Genomic DNA, 12,261 nt, shown 5'->3' with positions numbered 1-12,261 from the left:
GTCTTGGAAATACGGAGAGGAGGACTAGAAATGGATTTTTATCAGACTTTATCCGAATACTACGATGAAATTTTCCCGTTAAAGGGGGCACAAAAAGCATTCCTGCATGACTATTTGAAACGTGAATCGCTGTCATCAGTACTGGATATCGGTTGTGGCACGGGGACGTTTGCATTGGAGTTAAGTCAAAACGGTGTAAATGTCCTCGGTGTAGATCTGAGTGAAGAGATGGTTGAGATTTCCAAAAGAAAAGCAATGGAAGAGAAAAGCACCGCATTGTTTTCTGTAGCAGATATGCAGGACCTCAGCGGTATTAAGGAACAGTTTAACGGAATAGTTTGCTTAGGAAACACGTTAGCTCATGTGTTTGGGGAATGTGAGCTGAAACAGGCTTTGACTCAATTCAGGGATAAGGGTAGCCACCTCTTAATACAAACCGTGAACTATGACAGGATATTAGCACAACAAGTTAAGGAACTCCCCATTATCAAGACTTCAAATTTAATATTTTACCGATTCTATACGTATAGAGCGGATGGGAGAATCGATTTTTCCATGAAAATTGAGTTCCCAGACACAAATGAGGTTGTATCTGGGGTCAATCTCCTTTTCCCATTAAAGTGCAATACCTTAAAAGGAGCCTTATTAGATACCGGTTGGGAGATCAGCGGACTGTGGGGAAACTTTGACAAAGATCCATGGACTAAAGACTCTCCGGCCACTGTTTTAGAGGCGAAGCGTATACCTAGGTAATCAATGCCCCTTCCTATTCGTTAGTAGTGGTACTAACAAGGCCATGGGAGTCTGAGAACTGCAAACAGCCAGTATCCTTATCAGTAAGGTACTGGCTGTTTAAAATACTATGGTTATGCTATTCCGTTAAGCATGTCGTATATTACCTCGCGCTCTCCAACAGTTAAAATGGCTAAAAGCTTTAGTTGAGAAAAGACGGTGTAAATTACCCGATATTCTTTTGATCCACAATGGAATGAAACCCTGTAGGTTTCGTAGTATGGTCCTCTAAGTCGTTTAAAAGCTAAGGGGTCTTGTTCTAAAGCCTCAAAAACTACTGGAACTTCCCTAAGCACTTCTTCCCGTAGGACAACTAAATCATGGATACTTCGTGTAGTTAGCATAACGTCATAGTTCCCTTTGGCGACCTGCTCAATGCCCAGGGTTTCTAAGGCCTGAGATTCCCACCATTTGATAGATTGACCGTTTTTATGTGCCCTATAGGCTTCCTCTGACAAACGATCGAGTATGGTACTTAGTTTTAATTTGCACTCTAAAAGTTTAGCTTTTAAGCAATCACCGTTACAACCATTAGCAAGCAAATCACTGATAATCAAATCCTCAAAGAAATCTGAAAGAGGTCGGACTGAACGCTCGGCGGTATGGACAAATACTTTACCTTCGGAATCAACACATAAATCTAACGTATCCTCCGCAACTAGTCCGAAGAGCTTACGCAGTTCCAAGGGTAAAACGATTTCCCCTTCTGCGCCAACCTTTACCCGATAAATCTCCATAGATACTCCCCCTTTATTTAGTTTGTTTCCAACAGGTATTTCAGGCAGTTGCGTACACGTTCATACTATATTTAGGATTTCAACAAGGGTTTGGATTATCCTGCCTATCTCAATAAAATATTTAGATAATTCTGTATACTTGTGCAATTTATTAATCTAATCTATTGCAAAAACCTTAGACTAGATACTACATATTTAATATTTCGTTGAAAACGATTATAATTAGGATTCAGATGAAGAATTTTCAGGGGGGACAGCTTTGGGTAAAAAAAAATACTACGTCGTTAAAGCGGGAGCTAAGGTAGGGATTTTCAATAATTGGCCGGAATGTCAAGCATCAGTCAAGGGCTATAAAGGAGCTGTTTTTAAAGGATTTGAAACAAAAATTGAAGCATTGGAGTGGCAAAATAGTAAGGAAAGAGTTCCTGAAGATTTTAACGGAAATTACAAGGCCGATGAACTAGCTGAATCTCTAAATGTAGATTTCGATGTCTATACCGATGGCAGCTATCAAAATGGCAAGTATTCCTATGGCTATGCCTTTATCAAAGATGGTCAGGTCGTTTTTGAAAGTAATGGAGTCGGGGAAGACCTTGAAGCGGCAAAAATGAGAAATGTGGCCGGCGAAATTGCGGCGGTACAACATGCCGTGGAAAGAGCCAAAACCTTGGATGTGCGCATCCGTATTTATCATGACTATTCCGGCATTTCCCTATGGGTCAGCGGGGATTGGCAAGCAAAAAATAAGTTAACACAGGCTTATGTTACATTTATGCGAGAGCATCAGGGACTGTACGAATTTAAGAAGGTAGCCGGCCACAGTGGAGATCAATTTAACGATTACGTGGACCGGCTTGCCAAGGAAGCTCTGGGAATAAGCACGAAGTAGAAGTAACTAGAAGTACTATATGAAAAGTTGCATGTCTGAGGCCAGAGCATCCCCTAAATACTCTTTCGCCGTAATGATTTTGACTTCAGGAATCAGTTCGTCTTCTTTAAAGCCCATAACATCGACGGATAATTTACACCCATAAAATTTTACCCCTTTTTTCCTTGCTCCATTTAGAAAGTCCGTTAGAGAAGGGGTTTTGTCATCTTCCATCATGTCAAGAAGCATTTGCTTGCCCAAACCTGCCATGTTCATTCGTGAAAGAGGCAATTCTTCAGGTCCTTTTGGAGTCATCATGCCGAACATTTTTTCGTAAGCCGTTTTATCGTCTGACGTTACTTTTTCAGGATCACGGACTAAAAAGAGACCCCAAAATGCGAAGAACATGGTTACTTCGACTTCCAGCTCTCTAGCAGAGTTGGCAAGTACCAATGCGGCTAAAGCTTTATCAAAATCTCCGCTAAACATAAGTATGTTCATTTTCTTACTCACTTTGCGCACCCCTTTATTTCGTTCTACAAAATCTATTATGAGTATAAATAGAAATTATATAACATTTAATAAATGTAAGTTGTTGGGTGCTTACTGATCTTTTCTAGTATTTGGCATAAAGTATTGATTTCACTAAAATCGTTGTATAATCCGAAGCTCAGTCGAACAATACCTGGACGTGCAGCATTCCCACTTCTTCTGTAAAATTCCATTTGTTGCGGGGAAATAGATAAAAGCTTTTGGATATAGGGCTGGGTACAAAAACAACCAGTGCGGACTGCAATACCCGCTTCATTGGATAGAATAGTAGCAACTTGTTCATGCGCAATTCCCTTAATATTAAACGGGATAACCCCAATTCTGGGTTCACCTGGGGCGGTTTGAGCGTAAAGTGTGATGCCGGGAATTGACCTAAGTTTCAAGTTGGCATAGTTTGTAAGCTCATTTTCATAGTGATCAATAGTTCTCATACCCACGGCTGTTAAGGTTTTGATCGCTGCAACGAGAGCAACAACTCCCATGACGTTTGGACTACCTGCTTCTTCCTTGTGTGGCGGGTTATCCCACACTACCCAATCATGGGTCACGATTTCTGCAGTACCTCCGCCTACGAATTCCGAGATACCTTTATTGAACGTTTCTTGGGGAGCGATGAGTACCCCAATCCCAAAAGGAGCGTACATTTTATGAGCTGAAAAGGCAAGATAATCAATATGGTGAAGTGGATTCTTGGGTTTCATATTGACGGCATTGTGAGGGACTAGTTGAGCACCATCTACAAGTATTTTCGCCTGATAACGGTGGGCCAATTCGGCAATTTTATGTATCGGGTTTACATATCCTGTAACATTGGAGGCTCCGGTAACCGTTACAAGTTTTACATTGCCCTTATGTTTTGTTAATTTATTCTCCAGATCCCCAAGGCTTAATTTTCCGAAAGAGTCTGTCTGAATATAGTCAACTTGAAACTTATTTCTCCAAGGGAGATCGTTCGAATGGTGTTCCATCCAGGTTGATAGGATAACACTTTTCTTATTTCCTTCCCAAAGACGGTAGGATAATTTGTTAATCGCCTCTGTAGTATTTTTCACGAAAATTACTGTATCACGGAGGGGATCAGCATTGACAAAGTTTAGGATGATTGACCTTGCTTCTTCAAAGAGCTGGGAAGAAACCTTTGATTTATAGCCCGTGCCACGATGAATGGAAGAATACATGGTTGAGAATTTATTTATTTCCTCCATAACTGAAACAAAGGGAGGGGTCGAGGCCGCGTTGTCGAAGTTGATAGCTGTGACAAATTGACTGTTGAAGAGAGGAATCTTAGTGTCAGCCCCAACAACTAGATGTCTAAAATTGGACCGCGACAATTTATAATTCATATAATCACCTCTTTCCGGCAACATTTAAAAGCTAAATTTCTCTTCATTCATGATATATAATTTTTATGGAAATGTGACTGAAGTTTTTAGCTACATGATATTTAGGCTACTGAACCATACTAAACTTAGGAATCTTATAATTGGGATACATGGAGGTAAGTATGAAAAAATCAGGAGAGATTCAAAAAAGAACAAAAGGTCGTACCAGTGCAAAGTATGATTCTAGAAGCGCAGAATTTAAACAGGAACAGAAAAAGGCCAAAGAAGCCTCAGAGAATGAGGTCTAAGGCTCAAAGGAAAAAAGAGCCTCAAGTTCTAGTGCTTGAGGCTCAATCTTAATTGAAATAATTGTGACTGAGCATACGATTGATTGGATTAAGCAAGACACTTTGGCTCAATATTTGAACTAGTATATAAAAAGCTGCAGGATGAAAGTAGTAAAAGATGTAGTTCTAAGTATTGGATCACATAAATGTATGAAAGCAGAGATATGGGAGGATTTTTAGATGGAAAATGTTACCAATCGGTTTTTGAGGTATGTTAAATTTGATACACAATCTAATGAAGATGATACCGTTTCAACGACTCTAGGGCAGAAAGAGTTAGCTCAAATCCTCGTTCAGGAATTAAGAACTATGGATTTGGAAGATGTTTTTCTGGATGATAATGGGTACGTGATGGCATATTTACCCGCAAATACGGATAAGTTGATACCTACCCTTGGTTTTATCGCGCATCTGGATACGAGTCCTGATATGAGTGGTAATGGAGTGAATCCTCAAATCATTGAAGATTATGACGGGGGTGATATTTTACTTCATAAAGAAAAGAATATTCTACTATCTCCGAAGGATTTTCCGGAGCTTAAGACTTATAGAGGAAAAACTCTGATCACAACAGATGGAACGACATTGCTGGGGGCAGACGATAAAGCTGGAATTGCTGAGATTATGACAGCAATGGACTATCTGAAAAATCACCAGGAGATCCCGCACGGTAAAATCTGCCTTGCATTTACGCCGAATGAAGAAGTGGGTAGAGGGACAGATCACTTTAGTATTGAAAGATTCGGAGCGGAATTTGCATATACAGTCGATGGTGGGCCAATTGGAGAATTGGAATATGAAAATTTTAATGCCGCAGGGGCAAAAGTAAGAGTACAGGGGAGAAATATCCATCCAGGTTCCGCAAAAGGGAAGATGATCAATGCTATCTTGCTTGCTCAGGAATATATTGATCAGATTCCAAAAACAGAGACACCAGCCGAGACGGAAGGGTATGAAGGATTCTATCATCTGACCAATAGTCAGGGGGAAGTCGAAGAAGCCGAATTGCATTATATCATAAGGGATTTTGACTTAATTTCCTTTGAAAATAGAAAAGAAGTGATGCGGCAGGGTGTAGATAAACTCAATGAAAAATATGGACAAGGAACATTTACTATTGAGATTAAGAATCAATATTTCAATATGAAGGAGAAAATTGAGCCCGTTAAACACATTGTTGCTACCGCTGCAAAAGCGATGGAGGCGGTGGGAGTCGCTCCAGACATCCGCCCGATCCGAGGAGGAACTGATGGAGCAAGGCTCTCCTATATGGGCTTACCTACCCCGAATATCTTTACGGGAGGACATAATTTTCACGGTAAATATGAATTTATTCCCACGTTCGCCATGGAAAAGGCTGTAGAAGTTATTCTTGAAATTATCGAAATGTACGCTAAATCATAACTAAGTTAAAATTTAATATAGTTATGTAAGGTTACGCACTTAACGAAAGTAATTCGAAGAAAAAGGCTGGGTTTTTAAACCCGGCCTTTAGAATTATTTGTAGCATTCGTTGGAAACTCTTTCTTATCGTTATCTGAGTTTGGCCGGTTGTCATCGATATTGGCCGCATGTGTTCTCGACTTGTCAGTTTTCTTATTGCTCATTTAGCTAATCTCCTTCCGTTAGAATATCTTTGTGTTTCTGTTTGACTTAGGATTCCCGGATTTTCTGATCTAATGCTTAAAGTGCTTGGGTCAAAACGAGGTGCGATTGCCCTTTTGCAAATCTTCATCAATTAACAGTTGGAAGTAAAAAAAGTAACAGCAGGGTCGATCTTTCCGGTCACACCCTGCTGTTCTAAAGAGTTGACTTTGATCTTTTGTAATGCTTAACTAATAATAACTAGTTTCAGACTATTTCTAGAAAGAAGGAGACAAAAGTGCCGTTTATAACTATCCAGGGAAGGAACGCGTATTATCACCAAAATGGCGATTTTCGGGCTGATCATCCGACAATATTATTTGTACACGGAGCTGGCGGGACGGGTAAAAATTGGGTTCACCAGTTGTCAGGAATTGAGGGCTACAACCGCATAGCTCTGGACCTACCCGGGCATGGTCGCTCAGAAGGGCTCGCAGCTGATACCATAATAACTTATCGAGAGTTTGTATGGTCGTTTGTACAAGCTTTAAATCTAGGATCGTTTGTCCTCGCTGGGCATTCCATGGGCGGTGCAATTGCTATGGAGTTGGCTTTGGCCTATCCGGCTGCGCTAGCAGGGCTGATCATTGTCGACAGCGGAGCGAGGCTGAGGGTAAGCCCGGAAACGCTTGAGGTATTGTCAAAGGGCGAACACCCTCTGAGAAATGTCAAATACAGCTATTCCATAAATGTTCCCCGCATGGTTCTAGAACAGGCTAGCGAAGAGATGAAATCTGTTCCAACTGAGGTTTACTTAGCAGATTTTAGAGCTTGTGATGACTTCAATCTTATGGATCGTATAAAGAATATTAATCTTCCTGCTTTAGTCATTTGCGGGCAAGATGACCAAATGACTCCAGTGAAATATTCGGAATACCTTACCAAAGAATTAAGCAAGTCAACTCTTGTTCTCATTCCGGATGCAGGTCATATGTCGATGCTGGAACAGCCAGAACGAGTCAATAGGGCTATACAAGATTTTCTGGCACAGATGGTTTGGCCTGTTTGTTAGAGCGTAGCTCTCTACTCAATACCCTTTAATGTTCGGCTCCAACTACAAGCGAGCGGGTGATTATGGAATGGTTAAAACAATTGGTGCCTATGTGAATGTGGCTCTAGTAGACTATGATGAGTCCATGCAAAACCACTTGGTCGAACTGATGAAAGATTCATTACGAGAGCAATCAGTAGAGAATATTCTTGAAAATACCTGGGAAATAGTTGAGGACAAACGTATTCTTTATAAGAATGGGGATGGAGAATGGGTAGTACAAAGCGAGGAACTCTTAGGTGACGGTTTACCAGAAATTAGTGATACTAGAGAATTGCTTGAAGTAATGACGGTAGGTTTAACAGTAAAAGTAGAGGATAGTCTCTGAGGAGGAAAAAAGGAAGAAGTACAAGTAAAAAGAGGTGTGCGTGTGGCGGTAAACGAGAAAATTCTACATAAAGTACGGGCATTATTAAATCTGGCTAAAAATGGGGGCGACCCTAATAGTAATGAAGCGCAGACCGCACTTCTTATGGCACAGCGTTTTATGGCGGAAAATGGGATTGAAGAAGTTGAAGTGTCAGACCAAACGGACAGGATTGAACTGAAAGAGGTTCTTGATGATTATGCAACGGAATTTGAGAAACTGTCCTGGTGGAAGAAAAGCCTCGGTAGGGTCATTGGACAGAACTTTAGGTGCTATTCTTATCTGAACAAACGCAAGGGATACACAAGGTTAGCATTTATGGGACTGAAGCAGGATGCAGAAATTGCCATAATCGCATTTTCCTTTGCTACTGACTACATAAAAGTAGGAGCAGACCAGTTTATGAAGGGTTATCGTAAGGATTATCTACTGCGACAAGGGGTTCGGCCAAGTATTTCTCATCAAAGAAGTGTTCGAAACAATTACGTTGAGGGCTGGATTTCCGGCTTAGAGGCCCAGTACGCTGAGCAAGTGAACAAGGAGGGATGGGGGCTGGTTCTAACTAAGGATGCATTGGTCGTTCAGACATATAAAGACATGGACTTAAAGCGTGGTCAGTCAACTCAGCATACGAAAGCCGAAAGCTCGGCTGGTCGGGTCGCCTACGCTAAAGGGTATAGCGATGGCAAGGGTTTTCGCTCAGCGCATGGAAGGTTAAGGTGAAGGGTTAAACATTAAACATGATTCCCACTAATTTCAGTTGAGAGTAATTTAGGGATTGTACGTAAAGCTGATTTCCGACGAATGGCAGAACATTCGTTCTGCCATTCGTCGTTATCAAACTTGCCATTTGAGCTTATACCACTTATGATAGTACAAGATACTGATAAGATAATCTATAAGTGGAATTTCGTCTGATTTAAGAGAGGTTGAATCCAAATGGCAAAAATTGAGCTGATTGCAACTGCCGCTTTTGGTTTAGAATCCATTGTGGCCCGTGAACTAAAAAACCTTGGGTATGAAGATTTAATTGTCGAAAACGGGAGAGTTCTGCTAACGACTGACGAACTGGGAATATGCCGGACAAACCTCTGGCTACGTAGTGCTGACCGTGTCCTACTTAAACTTGGCTCATTTAAAGCCCTGACATTCGAAGAGCTTTTCCAGCAAACTAAAGCACTACCCTGGGAGGAATGGCTTCCGGAGGATGCGAACTTCCCTGTTCAAGGGAAATCTATAAAATCAAAACTTTTTAGTGTTTCCGATTGCCAGGCCATTGTTAAAAAGGCCATTGTAGAACGTCTCAAGGAAACCTATGGACGAAGTTGGTTTGAAGAGACGGGACCCCGCTACCAAATAGAGGTCGCCCTGCTAAATGATATGGTTACGTTAACGATTGACACATCAGGGTTGGGTCTTCACAAACGTGGGTACCGTCAACTCGCAGGACAAGCACCGCTTAAAGAAACTTTGGCAGCGGCAATGATTCAACTTAGCTTCTGGCATAAGGATCGCGCCTTAATAGATCCGTTTTGTGGGACAGGGACTATTCCCATCGAAGCGGCCTTTATTGCTCAAAATCGGGCACCGGGCCTCAAAAGAAGCTTTGCAGCAGAGAAATGGCCCAATATCCCTAAAGTACTCTGGCAAGAAGCTTGGCAGGAAGCGCTCGATCTTTGGGATCACAACGAACCTTTACATATCTACGGTTCGGATATCGACCCCAACGCTCTGGCTTTGGCTCGTACCCATGCCATAGAGGCGGGGGTAGACGATGTGATTCACTTTCAACGGTTACCCGTTGCAGAGGTGCGATCTAGGTTTAAATATGGGCACATGATTGCTAATCCACCCTATGGAGAACGGCTTGGGGATGTAAAAGAGGTCGAAGGACTTTATCTTGAACTTGGGGAAACATTTAATCGTTTGGAAAACTGGTCCCTTCACATGCTTACCACTCACCAATTTCCAGAACGATTAATTGGTCGCCGCTGGGACAAGAGCCGCAAACTCTATACCGGACGGTTGGAATGCCATTATTTTCAATTCTTTGGTCCGCGCCCACCCAGGGAACCGAAAGGGGATTATACAACTACGAAGTGTAAATAATCCTTGAATTTATCAGAATTCGTGATTAAAAAAGGACTGTAACAAACTTCAAAAGTGATGTTTGTTACAGTCCCTTTTAGAACTATAAATCTTCATGAGTTCGGACCCTGACAAAGTTTTTCTACAATATTAAATATTAAGAGAAAAAGACTGTTGTTATATCTATTGAACAGTAACCTGGGGCTCACCTTTAAAGGACTTAATGTCTCGGATAGCTCGTTGAATCTCTTCATCAAGTCCTTCAATAGCAATCGTAACAGCGCCCTCCGAGCCATCGACCCCACCTGCAGCGATGCAACGGGCTTCAACATCATAGAGTGTTTCTAAGGCGGTCAATTCAGTGACGACGGTTGCGCCCACCATGGGAATGAGACCAACTTTATGACCAAACGCTTCGTCAAGAGGGGACTTTGTCATGAATTCCACTGCTACTCTAACATCGGGTATCAATTTTTCAAGTCCAATTGGAACAATAAGTTGGATCCCTCGTGCATAAAGAATCCCTTGTGCCGCACCAATCGTACCACCTGTTGAATCCGAAACCATTACGGCAGCTAAACCAGTGTGGTCAACGGCGCTGCCACCTTTGATAAAAATGTCTCCCACTTGTAATTTTGGCAAGTATTCCTTCCAAGAGATTCCTACAGCTTGACCTTCAGTAATAACATAAGGAGTGGTTTTCTTGGAAGAATGACTAATTCCGAGTTCCCCCTTAGTAACTATCCCTACAGTATATCCGGTTTTGTCCACAATTTGAATTTTAAGTAATTCTTCGGCTACGAAGGCATTCGATGTGCCTCCGGCTACAATAATAGTATGCTTTTCTAAAGCATTCTGAACGCAGGGCAATGCCGTTACCCCTTTTGCAATAAGTCGTTTTGATTCGCTAGTGGTTAATGTAATTAAAGCTTTCATTGGTTTCCTCCTTGTGTAGTTCGCAGTTACCAACCCAACACTTATGTTATACCTCATATCTTGCTTAAGAAGCAATAGCAAAAGACTAAATGATCTTCGCCAACTGAATATTATTCCATATATGGTAACATTTATATATTAAGTTACATAAACTAAATCAGGAACACACCATAAATTGGAGAACATCTAGGAGGGATTCTTAATGGCATTTGGTGGAGTTGTTGATGGATCTTGCGGTCCAAACTTGTTGTCCGGCATCTCGGTAGTGGTGGTGATCATTCTTCTGCTCATTGCAATGGGCATAGTATTTTAGTTAAAATGAATGAAATAATTGGCGAGCACTGAAAGGAGAAACTTTCATGTACGGATATGGAGCAAACTGCAGTATGGGAAGTTTTGTAGGCGTAGGCATTATCGCAATTGCTATTCTTATCCTTATCGCTCTCGGTGTGATTTTCTAAATCATCTGATTGTAACGATTAAAGGAGCATTTCTGTAAGGACATCCTTCGGAGATGCTCTTTTATTGTTCTCAATCGGATTCTACAATGGTGATAAATAGAAATGATACCTATACATATAGTGAAAAATATCTTAAACTATAGAGTGATAATAATAGATAAGGAGGTTGAGGTTTTTGTTGCTTAGTTTAGTTGCTTATCTTTCCATATTACTTTTTTTGGGCTTATCTGTTTACAAGGCCTATCAATTAGCAAAGCTGCCCATGCATGGGCGAATGGATCTTTATCCTGTCCCAAAAGAAAAAGGATATGAACACGGAGGTTCCTACTACGAGGAAGTATCATGGTGGAGTAAGCCTCGCGAAGTGTCTCACATGACTGAACTAGTAGAAATGCTAAAAGAAATACTTTTTATTAAGACGTTATTTGAAAACCAACGGCCCTTTTGGTGGCTTTCGTACGCGCTGCACTTAGGAATTTACTTTTTAATGGCTTGGACCATTTTGCTTGTTGCAGGAGCAATATCTATACTCAACGGTATTCTTGTAGCAGCAACTAGTCAGAGTATTTGGGGTCTATTAATTTACTATCTAACGTTTGCAACAGGAATCTTGGGGTTCGCTCTGGCAGCTCTAGGGTCTGGGTTATTGGTTGTTCGACGGTTGTTTGACAGTACTTTGAAAAAATATACAACTCCACAAGAGTACTTTAATCTCTTGCTCATATTTGTGACTCTTGTCACAGGAATCTTCGTCTGGGGTAGTGACCTGTCCTTCCAAACTGCCAGAGAAGCGACGGCTAAACTTATCACATTTACTTCATTTCCAGCTGATCCCCTTGTAACTTTTAACGTGATTCTCGTCGGAATTATGTTAACTTATATTCCCCTCAGTAAGATGAGCCATTACGTTGGAAAGTATTTTACGTTCCATACTGTACTATGGGATAATAGCCCAAACCTTAAAGGTAGTGCGATTGAACAACAGGTCAAAAAAGCGACATCTTACCGCCCGACCACTTCTTGGTCTGCCCCTCATATTAAGCCACCTGCCGCACCCAAGGAATAAATTTGAATTCTTGAATGTAACTTTTTGGAA

General features: G+C 41.3%; 14 protein-coding genes. 9 read left to right on the top strand and 5 right to left on the bottom strand.

The features are described from left to right. Window positions 1-30: 30 nt before the first annotated feature. A complete protein-coding gene (locus DSOL_RS01915) occupies window positions 31-753 on the top strand; it encodes a class I SAM-dependent methyltransferase (RefSeq protein WP_075363197.1) in 723 nt (240 codons plus the stop codon). Between the two features lie 113 nt (window positions 754-866). Here the strand turns inward: DSOL_RS01915 and DSOL_RS01910 are convergent, their stop codons facing one another. After that, window positions 867-1,529 carry an AbrB/MazE/SpoVT family DNA-binding domain-containing protein gene (locus DSOL_RS01910; RefSeq protein WP_075363196.1) on the bottom strand — a complete coding sequence of 221 codons (663 nt, stop codon included), beginning with the start codon at window positions 1,527-1,529 and terminating at the stop codon, window positions 867-869. Between the two features lie 259 nt (window positions 1,530-1,788). On the opposite strand from DSOL_RS01910, the gene DSOL_RS01905 reads away from it, so the two are divergent. Next, complete coding sequence (locus DSOL_RS01905; RefSeq protein ID WP_075363195.1) at window positions 1,789-2,418, top strand: ribonuclease H1 domain-containing protein; 630 nt, start codon at window positions 1,789-1,791, stop codon at window positions 2,416-2,418. A gap of 15 nt (window positions 2,419-2,433) precedes the next feature. On the opposite strand, the gene DSOL_RS01900 is transcribed toward DSOL_RS01905, so the two are convergent. Both DSOL_RS01900 and DSOL_RS01895 read right to left on the bottom strand, forming a co-directional pair. Beyond that, the gene (locus tag DSOL_RS01900; protein ID WP_075363194.1) at window positions 2,434-2,910 is read right to left on the bottom strand and encodes a DsrE/DsrF/DrsH-like family protein; all 477 of its coding nucleotides are present in this window, start codon (window positions 2,908-2,910) and stop codon (window positions 2,434-2,436) included. A gap of 65 nt (window positions 2,911-2,975) precedes the next feature. Continuing rightward, the gene (locus tag DSOL_RS01895) at window positions 2,976-4,292 is read right to left on the bottom strand and encodes an aminotransferase class V-fold PLP-dependent enzyme (RefSeq protein WP_075363193.1); all 1,317 of its coding nucleotides are present in this window, start codon (window positions 4,290-4,292) and stop codon (window positions 2,976-2,978) included. Window positions 4,293-4,453: 161 nt separating this feature from the next. Here DSOL_RS01895 and DSOL_RS29420 point away from each other — a divergent pair, with 161 nt between their 5' ends. Both DSOL_RS29420 and pepT read left to right on the top strand, forming a co-directional pair. After that, entirely contained in the window at window positions 4,454-4,579 is a 126-nt protein-coding gene (locus DSOL_RS29420; protein WP_282433518.1) for a hypothetical protein, read from the top strand. Between the two features lie 219 nt (window positions 4,580-4,798). Next, complete coding sequence (gene pepT, locus DSOL_RS01890) at window positions 4,799-6,022, top strand: peptidase T (RefSeq protein ID WP_075363192.1); 1,224 nt, start codon at window positions 4,799-4,801, stop codon at window positions 6,020-6,022. Window positions 6,023-6,096: 74 nt separating this feature from the next. On the opposite strand, the gene DSOL_RS29415 is transcribed toward pepT, so the two are convergent. After that, a complete protein-coding gene (locus DSOL_RS29415) occupies window positions 6,097-6,225 on the bottom strand; it encodes a hypothetical protein (protein WP_282433517.1) in 129 nt (42 codons plus the stop codon). A 275-nt stretch (window positions 6,226-6,500) separates the two neighbouring features. On the opposite strand from DSOL_RS29415, the gene DSOL_RS01885 reads away from it, so the two are divergent. The 4 genes from DSOL_RS01885 to DSOL_RS01870 all read left to right on the top strand — a co-directional run bounded on the left by DSOL_RS01885 (window position 6,501) and on the right by DSOL_RS01870 (window position 9,789). After that, a complete protein-coding gene (locus DSOL_RS01885; protein WP_075363191.1) occupies window positions 6,501-7,274 on the top strand; it encodes an alpha/beta fold hydrolase in 774 nt (257 codons plus the stop codon). A 67-nt stretch (window positions 7,275-7,341) separates the two neighbouring features. Next, complete coding sequence (locus tag DSOL_RS01880; RefSeq protein ID WP_075363190.1) at window positions 7,342-7,641, top strand: hypothetical protein; 300 nt, start codon at window positions 7,342-7,344, stop codon at window positions 7,639-7,641. Between the two features lie 42 nt (window positions 7,642-7,683). After that, window positions 7,684-8,403, top strand: coding sequence for a DUF2786 domain-containing protein (locus DSOL_RS01875; protein ID WP_075363189.1), 720 nt, complete (start codon window positions 7,684-7,686; stop codon window positions 8,401-8,403). 216 nt (window positions 8,404-8,619) lie between these two features. Beyond that, on the top strand, window positions 8,620-9,789 hold the full coding sequence (locus DSOL_RS01870) for a THUMP domain-containing class I SAM-dependent RNA methyltransferase (protein WP_075363188.1): 1,170 nt from the start codon (window positions 8,620-8,622) through the stop codon (window positions 9,787-9,789). A gap of 162 nt (window positions 9,790-9,951) precedes the next feature. Here DSOL_RS01870 and DSOL_RS01865 read toward each other — a convergent pair whose 3' ends face one another. Beyond that, window positions 9,952-10,704, bottom strand: a complete 753-nt coding sequence (locus tag DSOL_RS01865) for a hypothetical protein (RefSeq protein WP_075363187.1) — start codon at window positions 10,702-10,704, stop codon at window positions 9,952-9,954. A gap of 636 nt (window positions 10,705-11,340) precedes the next feature. Here DSOL_RS01865 and DSOL_RS01860 point away from each other — a divergent pair. Further along, on the top strand, window positions 11,341-12,231 hold the full coding sequence (locus tag DSOL_RS01860) for a nitrate reductase gamma subunit (protein ID WP_075363186.1): 891 nt from the start codon (window positions 11,341-11,343) through the stop codon (window positions 12,229-12,231). The last annotated feature ends 30 nt before the right edge of the window (window positions 12,232-12,261 follow it).

Source organism: Desulfosporosinus metallidurans (genome assembly GCF_001936615.1).
Classification (GTDB): Bacteria; Bacillota; Desulfitobacteriia; order Desulfitobacteriales; family Desulfitobacteriaceae; genus Desulfosporosinus; species Desulfosporosinus metallidurans.
This window is presented reverse-complemented; position numbering and strand designations above follow the sequence as displayed.